Genomic DNA, 17,313 nt, shown 5'->3' on the forward strand with positions numbered 1-17,313 from the left:
TCGCCGTAGCTGGGCTACGACTCGTCGCGACGCCTTGCCTGAGCGCAAAAATCGCTCGCGATTTATTGGTCGTATTTGCAAAACACCACACTAGGGCGCCGGTACGAAAATGGCGAGTCACCGCTATGCACAGGGGCTACCATGTCACCCATGGCCAATATCAACGACACCACCGAAAACGACGCCTGCGACCTGGCACTGAAAGCGCACGATGCGCGCTTGGACGGCTGTTTTTTCCTGGGCTGGCGTCCCCCCTATGACACTGCGGCAATGCTCGGCTTTCTGCGCCTGCGGGCGATACCCGGCCTGGAGCGTGTGGAGGAGGGGACATACACCCGTACGCTGCGCCTCATGCAGGACAGTCAGGAACATTGCGGCTGGTTGAGCGTGGCCTTTGACGAGGTGCGCGCCCAGGCGCGGGTCACGATCAGCGATTCCCTGGCGGGCGTCCTGCCCACGGTGATCAACCGCGTGCGCGCCGCGTTCGACCTGGATGCCGACCCGCTCGCCATCGACGCCGTGCTGCACAGTGCGTTCCCCTCGGGTGCGGGCCTGCGCGTTCCGGGAACGGTGGATGGTTTCGAGCTGGCCGTGCGTGCCGTGCTGGGCCAGCAGATCACCGTGGCCGCTGCGCGCACATTGGGCGCACGCCTGGTCGCGGCCTTCGGACAACCCATCACAACACCGCTGGCTGGCACGGACCGTCTGTTCCCCACACCCGCCGCGTTGATTGCGGCCAGCGGTGATGAACTGGGCCGGCTGGGCATCACGCGCCAACGCCAGGCGGCGCTCAAGGCGCTGGCCGAAGCGGTGCTGGAGGGCGGCCTGATCCTGAGCCCAGGGGTGGACGTCGCGGCCACCTGTGCCCGCTTGCGCGCACTGCCGGGGATCGGCGACTGGACCGCGCAATACATCGCCTTGCGTGCGTTGCGCTGGCCCGATGCCTTCCCGGCGGGCGATGTGGCGCTGCAAAAAGCCCTGGGGGTGAGCAGCGCACAGGCGGCAACGCAAGCCGCGCAGGGCTGGCGACCCTGGCGCGGTTATGCAGTGCTGCGCGCCTGGCAAAGCCTGCACTGACAGGCCAGTCACTAACTTGCAGATGCATGGGTGGACGCACACTCGGGCTTTTCTCTTGAGTATCGGGGGGATTCGAAGCGCTGGGCGCCGAACATAGGTGACGTGCCTGTCATGGCAGGTCAAGTTGCCCGACCTGAAAAGCGCATGATATAAATGAGATTCACTATCAATTGGTTGCCATCATGGCGTCGACCGACAACGATCTCCTGCGAGCCCTGGCCTTGCACTACGACGATTTGGTCGAGCACATTCGCCGACGTTTTTCCAACCAGCATTTTGCCCGCGACGTGGTCCATGATGTCTGCGTGCAGATCCTGGAAAAGCCGCCGCTCAACGCCATCAGCGTGCCCATGGCCTTTTTGCGGCGTGCCACGCTCAACCGCGCAATCGACCGGCGCCGTTCGGAAAGCACCCGCACGCTGTACGCGCAGAGCCAGATCGCCGTGGTCGAGCAGCACTGCGACCCGCTGGATGGTGCGATGGCGCTCGAATTCGAACAGCGCCTGCGTGCCTTGCTGGCGGTGATCGACGCATTGCCGGCGCGCCAGCGCCAGGTGTTCCTGCTCCACCGTATCCACGGCATGCCACAAAAGGACATCGCGCAGGAGCTGGAGATTTCCGTGAACATGGTTGCCCAGCATTTCATGCGGGCCATGCGCACCCTCGCACAACGCTGGCAGCCGGAGGCCTGATCGATGCAACGCCGTAGCGCGCCCGGCGCGCGCGATGCCCTCGAGCCTTACGCTGAATCCTTGCGTGCGCTGGTGCCCAGCCGTGAGGCGCTTTTGCAGGAAGCCAAGGCGCAGAGCGCACGCAACGCTAATCGTCGGCGCAAGGCCGCCGGCACGGCCCTGCTGCTGGCCCTGGCCGGTTGGGCCTGGCTGGCCGACCCGGCGCTGGGCTACCGCCAGGTCGAGGTGGCCAGCAGCGGTCGCGAAACGTTGCACCTGGACGACGGCAGCGTGGTCGAACTGGACGCCGGCAGCGTGCTGCGCATCGAGTATCGCCTGCGCAGTCGGCAGTTCGAGCTGCTCGATGGCGAAGGCTTGTTCAGCGTGGCTCATCAAGCCAAGCCTTTCATTGTGCGTAGCCAGGGCGTGGCTGTGCGCGATATCGGCACGGTGTTCGATGTACGCAGCGACCTGGACGGCGTGCGGGTGGCTGTCCTGGAGGGCGAGGTGGAAGTGGACAACGGTATGGCGCGTCAACGGCTGACGGCCAACCAGCAACTGCTTGCCAACCCTCAGCGCCTGGGGCCGGTGCACGCCAGCAAGCCCGGCGAACGAGATGCCTGGCGGCATGACCTGTTCCATTTCGACGGCACCCCGCTCGAGTCGGTCCTGGCGCAACTGCGCCGCCACCGTGACGCGCCGATTCGGCTGCAGGGCGCGACCGCCAGGCAACACCGGCTCAGCGGAGAGTTCCCCACCGGCAATGTCGAACAGTTGCTCGACAGCCTGCCCCAACTGGCGCCGGTAACGGTCAGTCGCGACAAGAGCGGTGCTGTGCAGGTGGATGTGCAGCGCTGAAAAATTTTTTCAGCGCTGCATCAATGTGCGGGTCAGCACAAACGCCAATCCCTATGAAACGCATTCTCACTTGCTCTGATGGGGATTCCATGACGCTCTTTAACCACCCGCTGCGTCAGGCCATGGGCCTGGCGACATTCGGATTTCTGCTTGCCGGGCCTGTGCAGGCCGAACAGACGCACTACCGCATCGACCTGCCGGCCCAACCGCTGGATCAGTCGATCAATGCCCTTGCCCGCCAGACCGGTAGCCGCATTCTGTTCAACACTGACGCCGCGCACGCGGTACAAGCGCCGGCATTGCACCAGCAACTGAGCGTCGAACAGGCGCTGCGCCATTTGCTCGCCGGCAGCCACCTGAGCCTCACCCAGGCAGCCGATGGCCAGTATCTGATCGCGCTGCCCAGCGAACCCAGCAACGGTGCGCTGGAACTGGACGCGTCCAGCGTCATCGGCCGCCAGCCGGTCACCACCACCGAGGGCAGCCATTCCTACACCTCTGGCGCGGTCACCCTGGGCAAGGGCGTACAGACCCTCAAGGACATCCCGCAGTCGGTCACGGTGATGACCCGCCAGCAGATGGACGACCAGAACACCCAGACCATCAGCGACCTGGTCAACCGCACGCCCGGCCTCACCGCCAGCCGTTCGCCGGGGTCGGGGCTGTTCATCTATTCGCGCGGTTTCAGCATCGACACGCTGCAGTACGATGGCGTGCCGATCCCGCGCAATACCTACTCGCTCGGCAGCTACCTCACCGAAGACCTGAGCTTCTATGACCGTGTCGAAGTGCTGCGTGGCCCGGCCGCGCTGCTGCAAGGCGGTGACAGCCCGGGCGGGGCGATGAACCTGGTACGCAAGCGCGGGCAGGACAAGGCGGTGGTCAGCCTGACCGGCAAGGCTGGTTCCTGGGACCGCTATGGCCTGCAACTGGACGCTGGCGGCCCGTTGAATGCCGAGGGCACCCTGCGTGCCCGCACGGTGGTCAGCCAGAACGACAACGGCTCGTTCATCGACTACGTGCGTGGCTGGAACCAGACCGTCTACGCTGCCGTGGACTATGACTTCACCCCGGACTTCACGATGGGCCTTGGCGTTGCCAACCAGAAGGGCCACGCCCGCCCGGCCATGCTCGGCCTGCCGCGCTATGCCGACGGCGGCAACCCCGACTGGTCGCGCTCGACCTATGTCGGCGCGGACTGGAACCGTGCCAACAATGGTCAGACCAGCGTGTTCCTCGACGCCAGCTACCGGCTCAACGACGACTGGCGGCTGAAGGCTGCCGGCGTGTACATGAGCGAACACAACGGCGCGACCTACCAGGCGTTGTGGGATGCCCTCCCGGCCAACGGCTCCACCAGCAACACCTACATCGACTGGAGCACCGATTTCACCACCCACAGCAAGGGCCTGGACCTGTACCTGGACGGCCAGTTCACCGGTTTCGGTTTCGAGCAGACCTTCCTGCTCGGCGCCAACTACTCGCGCATCAATACCGACGACCGCTGGGCCAGGGCTCCCACATTAGGCGCAGACTCCAGTAACGTCGACCATCACCGCCCGATGCCAGACATCTACGGACTGGCAAGCCGGGGCCGTGGCGAGTTGACCGAGTACCAGATCACCCAGAAAGGCTTGTATTCGCGCTGGTCGGTCAACCTGACCGAGCCGCTGAAGCTGATCGTCGGTGCCCGCACCAGCTGGTACGACTACAGCTACGCCTCCCAGTCCTTCGCCCGCACCGGCTACAGCGAGTCGACAACCAGTAGCAACGGCAAGGTTTCGCCCTATGCGGGCCTGGTGTATGCGCTGAACAAACAGTGGTCGGTCTACACCAGCTACACCGACGTCTTCCAGCCGCAGAGTGCACGCACCAGCAGCGGTTCGGTGGTCGAGCCGATCATTGGCAGCAACTACGAACTGGGGCTCAAGGGCGAGTTGTTCGACGGGGCGCTGAACACCTCGGTCGCGCTGTTCCGCTACGACCAGGAGCACCACGCGGTGCTCGACCGCAGCGGGCCGATGGACTGCAATGGCTGGTACTGCTCGAAGGCCTCAGGCAAGGTGCGCAGCCAGGGCCTGGAGGCGCAGGTCAGCGGTGAAGTCCTCAGTGGCCTGCAAGTGATGGCCGGCTACGTCTACAACACCACGCGCTACCTGGAAGACGCCACCTACAAGGACAAGGTCTACAGCACCTGGACGCCCAAGCATCAGTTCAAGCTGTGGGCCGACTATACCTTGCCCGGTAACTGGAGCCGTGCCTCGGTGGGGCTGGGCACCACGGCGGTCACCGGCACTACCTCCTACGACCACGTCTTCGACCTGCCTGGTTATGCCATCTGGGATGCTCGGGTCGCGTACAAGGTCAGCGACGAGGTGACCGTGGCGGCGAACCTCAACAACCTGCTGGACAAGAAGTACTACCAGCCGGCCTACAACACCATCGACTACAACAACTACTACGGCGACCCGCGCAACGTCATGTTCAGTGTGAAATACACGCCTGAACTCTAGTTTGGCTGTAGTGCGCGAGGGTCTGCTGTGATTGCCACAGGGCTCATGGCGCGAGCGAATGTTGGTCGTGGACAACACAAAGGCTTGGATCAATGTCTGCTCTGGGTCGATAGCGGTCATCCAGGATCGGCAGCTATCGACCCAAAGCGGACGATCACGACAGGCCGATTTCGGCCAAAAGCGGTCATCGTATATCTCTATATAGTGCTTCTCAGGGGTTGTTAATCTAGTATCAGAAGGACTGAACCGTCCCCGATTGAGGCTACGTCACGACATGAATGAATGCGCAAATTTGATAGTGCATGCAGTCATCAAGCGAACACTGTGGTGTGAGACAAATGACAGTCGTATCATTCTGCCTCAGGACGACCTGCTAAAAAGAACCGAATCTCTCGTCATACTTGGTGAAGCGGGCATGGGGAAATCTCACCTGCTTGATTGGCTTGCAGCATCACCAGATTACTCGCATTGCACTGCCCGCCAACTGATCAACCGTCATGATCCGAATACACTACTAGACGATGCCCAAATCCTAGTTATTGATGCACTCGATGAGGTAAGCAGCCAGAAGGATGGAGACGGGGTGGATCTTGTCCTGCGTCAACTCGGTAAGCTGGGATACCCGCGCTTTATTCTTGCGTGCCGGGTGGCGGATTGGCGTAGCGCGACGGGTGTAGAGGCTATTCGCGAACAGTACTCTGAAAAGCCTCTAGAGCTACACATTGACCCGTTCACCGACGATGACGCTTCCGCTTTTCTCAGCGCCACACTTGGTTTAGCGGCAGCCAAAGGCGTGATTGAGCATTTCAACGCACGAGGGCTCAATGGATTGCTCGGCAACCCGCAAACTCTCGAGCTAATTGCTCGTGTTGCTGGGTCAGGGGCGCTACCTGAAACGCGTAGCGAGCTTTTCGAGCGTGCCATTGAGGTTTTACGTGTCGAACATCGTGACACCAAGACCAGAAGTCAGCCAGGGAAGGAATCTGGCCTTGATGCTGCAGGCGCTGCGTGCGCTGGTTTGATCCTAACTGGCAGTGAGGCCATTGTCCGAACTTCCGCAGCGAACGCTACCGAAGGTGAATTGCAACTGTCCGATATATCTCTTCTTCCTGAAGGAAATGTCGTTGAAGTCATGTTAGGCACTCGCTTATTCAAAGCTAACGGCGTTGACCGCTTCACCTATCTTCACCGCCGGATTGGGGAGTATCTAGGGGCTAAATGGCTCTCGAAACAGGCCAATACCCCACAAAAACGCAGACGCCTCCTCTCAGTGTTTCATAACCGCGGTCTTGTGCCTGCAAGTCTACGTGGTATTCACGCCTGGCTTGCCTTAGACCCGGCTTTTACCAAAGCTGTGATCATCGCAGACCCAATGGGATTGATTGAGTATGGCGATGCAGATGTACTCACCGCGGATCAAGCTCGCTCGCTTATCAGCTCTCTGGAGCTTCTGGCAGAAGATAATCCGCGCTTTCGAGACTGGGGGCCGTATGCATTACGCGGTCTCAAGCATCCAGTGGTCATCGAAGACATACGGCGATTGATCTCAACGCCTGATACGTCGTTTAACCTCAGCCTCCTGATGCTCGAAGCAGTCAGGGGGAGTGGAATAGCATCCGCCCTGACTGATGATCTGCGAAAGGTCGTCCTTGACCCGCAAGCATTTTTTGCGTGTAGGAAAATTGCTGGCGAAATTCTCGTCGAGGTTGATGACGAGACTGTCTGGTCAACCGTCCTTTACACCTTGAGCAGTTATGCAGATGAGCTGTCTGTTCGGCTGGCAATTGAACTGGTCGATGAAGTCGGCTATGAGCAATTTGATGCCAAATTGATTGTCGATCTTGTGATTTCTTATGCAACGAGCGGTAGCCGCACGGTTGGAGTATTGATGCTATTGGAGAGGCACCTTCCAGATGGTCAGATAAAAGATGTTCTCGATCTATTAGCTGTATCAGTTAAGAGTCTTGATCATAGGAATGAACACCCAGGGAACGACGTGTTGACCGACCTGGCTTATCATCTGATTGTTCGTGTCGTAGAGCTTGGCGGTGTCACTGCACAACAACTCTGGTCTTGGCTGGAACCTTTCCACGCCCGTGATGGATATCAGCGCGATGCTCATAAGAAATTACACGAGCTCATTCAGAGCGACGACAGTTTGCGGCGGTCGGTTCAACGATTAGTGCTTTTAGAGCTGCCCAGTGATCACAATCCTTTTCAGCAATCTTGGCGGCTCAGTGAACGGTCGACAGGCTTTATACCGTCAGACACGGATGTAATTGCGCTACTTAATCGGCTCGACCCCAAAGATAACGGCGACGAACGCTGGCGCGATTTGGTCCAGCTTTCACGGCATGATGGTGAAGCAGGCGCGCAGGTACGTGACGCTGCACGAATTTTTGCTGCTCGTAGCCCTGATCTTTTGCAATGGCTTGAAAAACTCGCAGACAAGACAATTCCCGAGTGGCAGATCAAACAGATCGAGAGCGAACGCAAGCGTTGCGTCGAGCAAGCGGCCCGTCATGCAAAGCACCGAAATCATTTTTCTCTTCACATTGAGCAAATGCGCTCTGGCGATTGGGAGGCTCTAGTAAACCCTGCTAAAGCTTATCTGAGCCTCTTCAACGACATTGAAAAAGCACCTGCTCATACAAGGATCGGACGGTGGCTTGGAGATGATATTGCTGAGGTAGCGCACGCTGGGTTCGAAAGATTTCTAATGCTCGATTCTCCCAAACCTAGTGCGCAGCAGATTGCAGAGAGCATTGCAGAAGGGAAACATTACGAAGCAGCGTACATTATCGTTGCCGCACTCGCCGAGCGCCATCGTAAAGAAGTAGGGTTCGATGATATTACTGATGAGCGCTTAATGGCTGGGCTGTTTCAGCTTCGCCATAGCCGCATCGATGTTCATGCAGGAATCTTGGGGCTCACTGAAGCTGTCGAGGCTTCGATCCAGATTCGCGGTGGCTGGCAACGAGCAATGAAGCTCTACCATGAACCGCAATTACTGCTACGGCGCGAATATGTAGATGGTCTCTACTCGCTGATGCACGACCAAAGTGATATCACCATGCCTACCCAACTCGCTGCAGAGTGGCTGGAGCGATTTCCAGACTTACCGATAGGTCCAGAAATAGAGCTGGTTGATAGGCTCATCCGCTCCGGCCGGTTTGACGAGTTGCGTCGGATTTTAGCGCTTCGATGTGCATCGATGGACGAAGAACGCCGTCGTACTTGGATTGCGATTGGCGTTATTGTTGATTTCCACGTTAGTGTTACGCAGCTTGGCGCTAGGCCGATCGAACCTGAACTGCTCTGGCACATACGAAATCGAATTAGCAACCGGAACAATGATGACACCGATGTCCACCTTAATGCTGCGCAAAGCGAGTGGATGATCAATACGTTCCGACCACTTTGGCCAATGGTGCATCGCCCGAGCGGGACTTCGTCAGGCAATGCAAATTCTTGGGATGCAAGCAGTTTCATCGTCCAACTAATCCGTCGCCTTGGCAATGACACCAGCAATGAAGCAATCGATGCACTAGCCCGACTAAGGGACGCACCTGTTGATGGTTACTCTGAAGAGGTCAAGGTTGTTATTGCTGAACAGAAGCGCATCCGCGTCGAAGCTACCTATGTTTCTCCTACGCTTGCTGTTATCAACGCGATCACACGAAATCTTGCCCCTGTATCCCTTTTGGATTTACAAACTCTTGTAATTGAAGAGCTGGCCATCGCCCAAGCGAAGATACGGAGCGACGATGCTGAGTCCTGGCGCGGGTTTTATGACGATAAAAGTAATCCGTTCGTTGAGGAGCGTTGCCGTGATCATCTTTTAGGTCTTCTCCGACAAGGGGCGTCGGGATTAGTTTTTGATCCGGAAACACATGTTGCCGCTGACAAGGAAGTTGATATCACTTGTTCCGCTGGCACACTTCGAATTCCGATTGAGATTAAAGGGCAATGGCACTCCGAGCTCTGGACAGGATCAGATAGACAGCTTGATACGCTTTACACTCCAGACTGGCGAGCAGAAGGCTATGGTATTTATCTCGTTCTCTGGTTTGGAGAACAAAAGCAAGCCACCAAGAGGTTGAAAAGTCCAGGTCGACACGAGCCTCTTCCCAAAACTCCCGATGACCTGAAACAAATGCTCATTGCGAAGAGCAGGTCTGCACGAGAAAGCAGAGTCGCCGTTTTTGTTTTAGATCTTGTGCGAAGCATTCCCTTTTAGAGGTAAAGCTGATGGCAGTAATATTGACGATCGTAAATTAACGGCCTATTTTTACTGAGCTGCTTCGGAGCATCGCGAAACAATTCATCCCAGTGCATTTTCGAAAGACCGCAACCAGTCAACCGAACCTCTGGTAACGAATGTCTGCTTATGGCCGATTCCTGCCCTTCACGAATGGCAGCTCTGGGTCGATAGCAGCCAGTCGCGACCGGCTGTTTTCGACCCTTTGCGCTCGTTCGTGGATGACCTGAACCGGCCAATACCCGTCAGTCGAATGCTTACATGACCGGCTAGAGCAGACCCTCGCTAGAAAGCGCAGCGGATTCGGATGCTGACGGATAGCAATAAGCATCCGGCTGGGCAAGGTATAGAAGGGCACCTAAGCCGTCGCCTACCCCTTCACCTCAATAGAGATGGCGCAGGTCATGCTTGACCACCGCATCGACCACCAGGCTGGTGGCCTTGCCTAACAGGCCCGTACCGTTCATGTGCTCGGACAGCATCTTGGAAAAGGCTGGAATCTGCCTTTCATCCAGGTGTGTTGCGCGATCCCACAAGCCCGCGGCTAGCAGTTCTGGGCAGTGCTGGAAGCGATAGCGCTCGACGTTCACGACGGTAGCGACCCGAGGTGGCTTGCCGTTGATTGCCAGTGGGGCGAGCAAGTTCGAGTCGCTGTTCAACCAGGCGCGTCCGGCCACGGATAAAACCGTGTCGGCGCCGGGCTGAAGGAAGGACAGGCGCAAGGCGCCATCGACGAGGATATTGCTCAGGCTGCAGGCAACCTTGTTGCCGGGGCGTTCCGGTACCAGCAGAGTGTGGCGATCCAGTACCTGGACGAAACCAGCCGGGTCACCTCGTGGCGACATCTCGGTGGCGTCGGCCTGGCGCTGCGTGAGCATCAGCAGGTACGGCGAGGCGGCGATAAAGGCCTGCGCTGGCTCGGACAAGGCCTGCCCTGTGTCAGCTAAAAAAGGTGTCGTGTACGCTCTGGCCCTCCAGAAATCGGCGCGTACCTTGGCTCGCGAACAGTGCAGGAACAGCGCCTCGGCGCGAAACTCCAACAGCTTTCCGGCTCGCAGAGAGCCTCGGCCATTGGCGCGCAGGCTGAACCCCACGCCGGGCAGGATGAAATACAGACTGCAGGCCATTTCCTCTATCGGCTGCTGTGAGATCGCTTTGTCTGCCGGCCAGGGCAGCAGGATGTCCTGGCCCTCGGCCCGTAACACTGGATGGTGGCGCAAATCGAGGTACTCGATATCTAACCGCGGGTCGGCGAAGCCGACGGCGCAAACCGTCGCTTGGCGGATCATCAGCAGGCAGTGCTCATCCAACCTGCGCTGCAGGCGTTTGTGCATCATCGTCGGTGGTGGCGGAATCAGTGCGCGCAAGGCGCTTAACGATGCGATTCTGTGCTCGGGCATAGCAGGTCTTCCTGTGCCATGGTCGTGTCGTCGATGCTAGGCAGTCCGATGACGGCTGGCCATGGCTCTGCGGTTCAACCTGCATGGCTTTTGGTTGCAACCTGCACTTGCACGGCCGACGACTGGCCGCCACTCTGCACCGTGCGTTAGAGTCGTTACCCAAGCAATTACCAAGAGCAGGCCCGATGGTCAGAAGTACCACCGTATCGGCCGTCGCAGTGCTGGATCTGCACGACCAGTTGCTGAATCTCGGCGTGGTCACTGCAACCCAGTTGCGGGAGGCCGGAGTGGAGGGTGCCAAACTTCTCGACCAGGGGACTGCGGCATCGCCGATCCAGGAGCAGCGTGTCGACGAGACCCAGTTACTGGCGCTGTGGCAGTTCGCCGCGAACAACACGCATTTGCCGCATATCGGCCTGCTGATCGGGCAGACCTTCAACCCCGCCACGCATGGCGTGCTGGCTAGTTGGTTGTGCCAATGCAGCCGGGTGAGCGAGGCGCTGGAAGTGTTCCAGCGGCATATCGCGCTGATGAACCCTTCGGAGAGCTGGCAGTACAGTGAAACGGCAGATGCTCTGGTGCTGGAGATCACCTTCGCCCCCGGCAAAACCTACCCGCAGGCCGCCATCGAGCGCAGCATGAGTGCAGTGCTGCGCTGGAGCCGGGAGATGACCGGCGTAGAGCTGCGGCCTTTGGCCTGCGAGTTCGCTTTCCCATCCCCGGCCTACCATGCGCACTATGTCGAGCTGTTCGGCAGCGAGCTGCGCTTCGACAGCGAGAGAAACAGCCTCCACCTACCGCGCGACTTCCTGCAGCATCCCATTCTCGGCGCCAGCGACTACCTGCGACAGATGCTGGAGGCTCGTGCAAGGGCGACACTCGCGCAGTTGCAAGACACAGACACGCTTGCCGGCACGGTGCGTCGCTTGATTCTCGCAAGCCTGCCCGAAGCCATGAGCATCGAGCCAACCTGCCGGGCGTTGCACGTCAGTCGCACCACGCTCTACCGACGCTTGAAGGAAGAGGGCACCAGTTTCAGCGCGCTGGTGGCGGAGGTACGTCGCGAGTTGTCCGCGGAGCTGATTCGCCAGGGGCTGCCCGTAGCGAAGGTCAGCGAGCGGCTGGGGTTCAGGGATACCAGCACTTTCCACCGTGCCTTCAAGCGCTGGTTCGACCGCCCTCCGGGAGCCTTTCGAGACTAGCAAAGTCCTCGTTGCCTAGCTTTGCGCTTGCCCAAATATCCAGCTATGCCCAAACCCCACCAGGGCCTATGGCGGACTTCAATCCCTGCGACCCCTTTCACATGCCAGCATTCCCAATTCCTCCCTCACTGAGTACACTTGAGACAAGTTCTTATTTGCACCTGGTAATCTTTTTAGGGAGGCGTGATGTCCACCGTTGTTCCCGATGGCACTGCGCACACCGGCCTGGAAACACTGTACCGTGAGCACAGCGGCTGGCTGCACGGTTGGTTGCGCCAGCGTCTGAACAACACTGCCGATGCCGCGGACCTGGCCCAGGACACCTTCATCCGGGTGCTGTTGGCGCGCACCGCCGGCACCCTCAAGGAGCCGCGGCACTACCTGGCGACCATCGCGCGCGGGCTGACCATCGACCTCTACCGCCGCCGCAGCCTGGAAAGCGCCTATCTCGAAGCCTTGGCGCAGCAGCCGGAGCGTTATGCGCCCTCGGCCGAAACCCACGCCGCGATCCTCGATACCCTGATGGCCATCGACCGTATGCTCGATGGGCTTGGCCCGCGCACGCGGGCTGTGTTTCTCGCCGTGCAACTCGATGGCCTGAGCTACGAGAAGACCAGCGAACGCCTGAGTGTTTCGGTGAGCACCGTGCGCAAGCACCTGGCCCGCGCGCTGATGCATTGCCTGCTGGTCGAGGACGCATGAAGGCCATTCTCAGCGCCGCGGTGGACTGGTATGTGCGCCTGCATGACAGCAGTGTCGATGACGCCACCCGCGCCGCATGGCAAGCCTGGTGCATGGCCGACCCTCGCCACGCCGCAGCCTGGGCGCGCCTGGAGCAACTGCAAGGCCGCCTGGGCAGCGCCCCCCGCGGCGCCGCGCAGACCCTGGAGAACGCCCGGCGCGCCCGGCGCCATGCCGTGAAGGCACTGGCGCTGTTGCTCGGCGTCGGGGCCGTTGGTTGGCAGGGGTACCGGGCTTCACCCTGGAGTGCCGACTATGCGACTCGGATCGGCGAGCGCCGCCGACTGACCCTGGCCGATGGCACGCGCCTGGACCTCAACACCGACAGCCGAGTCGATGTGCGCTACGACGCGGGCCAGCGCCTGATCCAGCTGCAGCGCGGCGAGATCCTGGTGGAAACCGCCAAGGATGCGCGGCCACTCAGCGTGCGCACCGTGGCAGGCGACATCCTGGCCCTGGGTACCCGCTTCAGCGTGCGTCAGGACAACGGCGTGAGCCATGTGGCGGTGGCCGCCCATGCCGTGGAGGTACGGCCCAGCCGGGCGTCGCAGGTGGTGCGTATCGACAGCGGGTACAGCCTGAGTTTTGCCGCTGACCACATCGGCCCCCTGCAACCCTTGGCCCCCGGTGGCCAGGCCTGGGCCGAGGGCATGCTGGTCAGTGTCGACTGGCGCCTGGACGAGGTGGTCCACGAGCTGGCGCGCTACCGCCCCGGATATTTCGGCTGCGCCGGGGAGGTTGCGGGCTTGCGCCTGTCTGGCGCATTCAACCTGGACGACACCGACGTCGCCCTGGCCAGCCTGGAAGACGCGTTGCCGGTTCGCGCACGGCGCATGACGCGCTACTGGGTGCGCCTGGAGCCAATCGGCAAGGGGTAGGGGCCCACAATCGTGGAGGCCCGCGCTGGGAAGAGTGGGTGAAATTTCATCTGTTCTCAAACATTCGAGAATTTTTCGCATTTGGGGTAGCAGATTTCCTTCGCTGCTTCGGCTCTTGAGGGCGCGCGCATCAAGCGTGCCCAAGCCAACCCGAAACAGGAACCCTTTTTCATGTCCGCACGCCGTACCTCGCTAGCCTGCAGTATTCGTCAGGCGACCCTCGCACTGAGCCTTTGCGGCGCCGCGCTGGCGACCTCGACCGCCTGGGCCGCCGCGCAGCGCTACGATATCCCGGCCGGCAGCCTGGCTTCCGCGATCAGCCAGTTCGCCGCCGCCAGCGGCGTGACCATCAGCTTCAGCAATGACGAAACCAGCGGGCTGCATTCCTCGGGGCTGCACGGCAGCTTCGAACTGGAGCAAGGTTTCTCCGAGTTGCTGCAGGGATCGGGACTGCGCGTGCAGCAGGTGGGCGACAAGCGCTATGTGCTGAGCAAGGTGCACAACGACGGCGCGGTCGAACTCGGCGCGACCAGCATCGACGCTCTGGGTCTGGGCAGCACTACCGAAGGTACCGGCAGCTATACCACAGGCTCGGCCAGCACCGCGACCGGCCTGCGCCTGTCGGCACGCGAGACGCCGCAGTCGGTCAGCGTGGTGACCCGTCAGCAGATAGAGGACCAGAACCTCACAGATGTCACCCAGGTGCTCGAGCAGACGCCGGGCGTGGTCGTTGACAGCATGGGCCCGGCCGGCAGCGACGCCAACCATATCTATGTGCGCGGCTTCCAGGTCGGCAGCATCCAGGTCGATGGCGTCAACCGCCCCGATACCTTCGGCTTTCGCGACGACCTGGCCGACATGGTGTCGTACGACCGGGTCGAGGTGGTGCGCGGAGCGACCGGCCTGATGTCGGGGACTGGCGATCCCGGTGCCACCATCAACCTGGTGCGCAAGAAACCGACCCTCGAGACGCAGCGCAAGCTGACCCTCAAGGCGGGCTCCTGGGACAGCTACCGCACCGAGCTGGACCTGTCCGGCAAACTGTCGGAGAGCGGCCATGTGCGTGGGCGTTTCGTGGCGTCGACCACCGACAGCCAGAGCCATGTCGATCGTCAGTCGCTGGAGAGGCAGGCGGCCTACGGGGTGGTGGAATGGGATGTCACCGACAGCACGATGCTGACCGTGGGCGCCGAGTACCAGGAGATGGACAACGACGGCGCGGGCAACCACGGCTTCCCGATGTACAACTCCGATGGCAGCCATTTCAATCCGTCGCGTTCGTTCAACTCGGCTTCGGACTGGAGCTATCACAAGCGCCGCACGAAAACGCTGTTCACCACGCTGGAACACCAGCTGGACAACGGCTGGCAGTTGAAACTGAATGCCGAGCACAGTCGCCGCAGCTATGACGACACCTTCGCCACTGCCGCCGCCGGTAGCGTCAAGCCCGATGGCAGCGGTATCAGTACCTGGACCGGGCGTTGGGCGGGCGAGCCCCGGCAGACGTCGTTCGACCTGTCCGCCAGCGGCCCGTTCGAGCTGCTTTCCCGCGAGCATCAAGCGTACCTCGGCGCCAGTCACTACCGGGCCTACTACCGTAATCCCGGTTACCAGCTATGGACGAGCCAGCCGATCGACAACATTCATACCTGGGACGGTTCGCTGGCGATTCCGGACGCCATCCACAACAAGTATTCGCAAGATGCGCTGGACGAAACCCAGGACGGCCTGGTGGCGTCGGTGCGTTGGAGCCTGGCCGATGACTTGTCGCTGATCACCGGCGCGCGGGTGATCGATTGGAAACGCGACGAAACCGGGACCACCCTGTCAAGCGGCGCTACCACGCGCACCTCGCGCAGCGAAACCGGGGTTGTCACGCCTTACGTGGGGCTGGTCTACGACTTCGCCGAAAACTGGTCGGCGTACGCCAGCTATACCGCGATCTTCAAGCCGCAGAGCAGGCAGGATGCCAGTGGCGGCTACATCGAGCCGCTGGAGGGCGTGAACTACGAGTTGGGTATCAAGAGCGAGTTCTGGGACAAGCGCCTGACCACCGCCTTCAGTGTCTTCGAGGTGCAGCAGGACAACCTGGCCGTGGCCGATGGCGACAAGCTGGCACCAAACGGCGACCAGGCCTACCGCGCCGAATCTGGCACCAAGACCCGTGGTTTCGAGATGGAAATGGCGGGGCAGATCCTGCCTGACTGGCAGGTTTCCGCCAGCTACACCTATGCCCAGGCCGAGGATTCCGATGGCAAGCGCCTGCTCACCGAAGTACCGCGCGATACCTTCAAGCTGTTCACCAGTTACCAACTGCAGTCCTTGCCACAGTTGAAGATTGGCGGCGGCGTGCGCTGGCAGGGCATGGAGTACAAGAAGAACGCCGGCCCGAACAAGGAGACGTTCACCCAGGGCGCCTTCAGTGTGGTCGACCTGATGGCGCAGTACGCGTTCACGCCGCAGACCAGCGTCGCCTTGAACCTCAACAACGTGCTGGATGAGAAGTACTACTCTGCGATCGGTGGGCGCGGGTGGTACGGCACCCCGCGCAGCGCCACGGCGACATTGGTCTACGCATTCTGACCCACGTCGGGCAGGTCGGGTGGGGCCCACAGCCGAGGCCACCCGACATACCGCGATGGACAGGCTCTGCGGCTGCCTGGCGCTACCAGCTTTGTGAATGAGGCTGCGGCCCTGGCAGCGTCGGAAACAATGGCAATACCTCCTCGGCCAGCTCCTGGATGATGTCCTGCGCCGGACGCCTGGCCATCTGCAATCCCAGCGCGGCGTGGTTCACCCCGGCCGCGCGCCATTCCTCCAGCAGCTCGACCAGCCCATGGCGCCCTGTGCGCAGTACGTAACCGCCCTGCAGGGGCGTTCGGGGAAAGTGCGGGTCGTCGTCCAGGTCGATCCATTCATTGGTCATGTGCGGGCGGAAACCGCCACCGGGTATCGCTTCGCGCCAGGCGCGGACTTTTGCCGCCAGGCGCAGCGGCCCGTGCCTGTCGTGGGTGGCGTGCGGGTAGGTGAGCCAGCCATCGGCATGCTCGCCGAGCCACTGCAGGCTTTGCCGCGAAGAACCGGTCATCACCAGCGGGATGCGCCCGCAGATCGGCGCGGGCAGCAGGCGGGCGCCGTGCAGTTGCCCCAGCGGTGAGTCGATCGGCCCAGGCTGCTGGGCCAACAGCCGACGGAAGTAGTCCACGCCCTGGGCAAAGCGTTCGCCACGGCTGTCGTGGTCCAGGCCGTAGGCCGGGAACTCCACGGGCCGGTCCCCCGAAGCGATGCCCAGCACCAGGCGCCCGCCCGACAGGTTGTCGAGGGTCGCCGCGGCCTTGGCCAGGTCGATGGGGTGGCGCAGGGGGAAGACGGTGCTGCCGGTCACCAGGGCGATGCGTTCGGTATGGGCGGCCAGATAGGCGAGGTAGGCAAATGGATCGAAGACCTGCCCGGCATCGCCAAAGTGCGGGTCGAACAACGGCACGTCACGCACCCAGACCGCCGCGAAACCCAACTGGTCGATCTTGCCGACCAGGCGCGCCTGGCCGGACAGCACGCGCATATCGCCGTCATAGAAGCGCAGTGGCATGAAGATGCCCAGCGTCAGTGTGTCGGGGGCGAACATGCGCCGGTAGCCGGGATGCTCGCGGAAGGCATCGGCGTCGGCGCCACAGGTGCTCGGGGTGGTGTTCATGACTGCTCCTTGGGTCAG

The 17,313-nt window shown here is 61.0% G+C and carries 11 protein-coding genes; 9 read left to right on the forward strand and 2 right to left on the reverse strand.

The genetic code is table 11. The annotated features are described in order from the left end of the window. Nucleotides 1-141: 141 nt before the first annotated feature. From ACVWY1_RS07515 to ACVWY1_RS07535, 5 genes are all read left to right on the forward strand, one after another. Nucleotides 142-1,077 (forward strand): DNA-3-methyladenine glycosylase family protein, encoded by a 936-nt coding sequence (locus ACVWY1_RS07515; protein ID WP_277503627.1) that lies wholly within the window; start codon nucleotides 142-144, stop codon nucleotides 1,075-1,077. Between the two features lie 182 nt (nucleotides 1,078-1,259). Beyond that, nucleotides 1,260-1,769 (forward strand): RNA polymerase sigma factor, encoded by a 510-nt coding sequence (locus ACVWY1_RS07520; protein WP_046855966.1) that lies wholly within the window; start codon nucleotides 1,260-1,262, stop codon nucleotides 1,767-1,769. 3 nt (nucleotides 1,770-1,772) lie between these two features. Continuing rightward, entirely contained in the window at nucleotides 1,773-2,606 is an 834-nt protein-coding gene (locus ACVWY1_RS07525) for a FecR family protein (protein ID WP_111532277.1), read from the forward strand. Nucleotides 2,607-2,695: 89 nt separating this feature from the next. Further along, a complete protein-coding gene (locus ACVWY1_RS07530) occupies nucleotides 2,696-5,119 on the forward strand; it encodes a TonB-dependent siderophore receptor (RefSeq protein WP_457378042.1) in 2,424 nt (807 codons plus the stop codon). 274 nt (nucleotides 5,120-5,393) lie between these two features. Further along, nucleotides 5,394-9,359 (forward strand): hypothetical protein, encoded by a 3,966-nt coding sequence (locus ACVWY1_RS07535; RefSeq protein ID WP_457378043.1) that lies wholly within the window; start codon nucleotides 5,394-5,396, stop codon nucleotides 9,357-9,359. A gap of 404 nt (nucleotides 9,360-9,763) precedes the next feature. Here the strand turns inward: ACVWY1_RS07535 and ACVWY1_RS07540 are convergent, their stop codons facing one another. Beyond that, a complete protein-coding gene (locus ACVWY1_RS07540; protein ID WP_457378044.1) occupies nucleotides 9,764-10,780 on the reverse strand; it encodes a hypothetical protein in 1,017 nt (338 codons plus the stop codon). A gap of 185 nt (nucleotides 10,781-10,965) precedes the next feature. Between ACVWY1_RS07540 and ACVWY1_RS07545 the strand changes: the two genes are divergently transcribed. From ACVWY1_RS07545 to ACVWY1_RS07560, 4 genes are all read left to right on the forward strand, one after another. Beyond that, nucleotides 10,966-11,982, forward strand: a complete 1,017-nt coding sequence (locus ACVWY1_RS07545) for an AraC family transcriptional regulator ligand-binding domain-containing protein (protein WP_457378045.1) — start codon at nucleotides 10,966-10,968, stop codon at nucleotides 11,980-11,982. 186 nt (nucleotides 11,983-12,168) lie between these two features. Next, a complete protein-coding gene (locus ACVWY1_RS07550; RefSeq protein WP_457378046.1) occupies nucleotides 12,169-12,684 on the forward strand; it encodes a sigma-70 family RNA polymerase sigma factor in 516 nt (171 codons plus the stop codon). After that, on the forward strand, nucleotides 12,681-13,601 hold the full coding sequence (locus ACVWY1_RS07555; RefSeq protein WP_457378047.1) for a FecR domain-containing protein: 921 nt from the start codon (nucleotides 12,681-12,683) through the stop codon (nucleotides 13,599-13,601). Before ACVWY1_RS07550 ends, ACVWY1_RS07555 begins: the two co-directional genes overlap by 4 nt. 171 nt (nucleotides 13,602-13,772) lie before the next feature. Further along, a complete protein-coding gene (locus ACVWY1_RS07560; protein ID WP_457378048.1) occupies nucleotides 13,773-16,184 on the forward strand; it encodes a TonB-dependent siderophore receptor in 2,412 nt (803 codons plus the stop codon). Nucleotides 16,185-16,266: 82 nt separating this feature from the next. On the opposite strand, the gene ACVWY1_RS07565 is transcribed toward ACVWY1_RS07560, so the two are convergent. Beyond that, nucleotides 16,267-17,295 carry an LLM class oxidoreductase gene (locus tag ACVWY1_RS07565; protein WP_457378049.1) on the reverse strand — a complete coding sequence of 343 codons (1,029 nt, stop codon included), beginning with the start codon at nucleotides 17,293-17,295 and terminating at the stop codon, nucleotides 16,267-16,269. Nucleotides 17,296-17,313 lie beyond the last annotated feature (18 nt).

It is taken from the genome of Pseudomonas sp. TE6288 (assembly GCF_054062095.1).

Bases quoted from the DNA above. Each gene is read 5' to 3' on its own strand.
- ACVWY1_RS07515 (WP_277503627.1), top strand. From the start codon at position 142: ATGTCACCCATGGCCAATATCAACGACACCACCGAAAACGACGCCTGC.
- ACVWY1_RS07520 (WP_046855966.1), top strand. From the start codon at position 1,260: ATGGCGTCGACCGACAACGATCTCCTGCGAGCCCTGGCCTTGCACTAC.
- ACVWY1_RS07525 (WP_111532277.1), top strand. From the start codon at position 1,773: ATGCAACGCCGTAGCGCGCCCGGCGCGCGCGATGCCCTCGAGCCTTAC.
- ACVWY1_RS07530 (WP_457378042.1), top strand. From the start codon at position 2,696: ATGACGCTCTTTAACCACCCGCTGCGTCAGGCCATGGGCCTGGCGACA.
- ACVWY1_RS07535 (WP_457378043.1), top strand. From the start codon at position 5,394: ATGAATGAATGCGCAAATTTGATAGTGCATGCAGTCATCAAGCGAACA.
- ACVWY1_RS07540 (WP_457378044.1), bottom strand. From the start codon at position 10,780: ATGCCCGAGCACAGAATCGCATCGTTAAGCGCCTTGCGCGCACTGATT.
- ACVWY1_RS07545 (WP_457378045.1), top strand. From the start codon at position 10,966: ATGGTCAGAAGTACCACCGTATCGGCCGTCGCAGTGCTGGATCTGCAC.
- ACVWY1_RS07550 (WP_457378046.1), top strand. From the start codon at position 12,169: ATGTCCACCGTTGTTCCCGATGGCACTGCGCACACCGGCCTGGAAACA.
- ACVWY1_RS07555 (WP_457378047.1), top strand. From the start codon at position 12,681: ATGAAGGCCATTCTCAGCGCCGCGGTGGACTGGTATGTGCGCCTGCAT.
- ACVWY1_RS07560 (WP_457378048.1), top strand. From the start codon at position 13,773: ATGTCCGCACGCCGTACCTCGCTAGCCTGCAGTATTCGTCAGGCGACC.
- ACVWY1_RS07565 (WP_457378049.1), bottom strand. From the start codon at position 17,295: ATGAACACCACCCCGAGCACCTGTGGCGCCGACGCCGATGCCTTCCGC.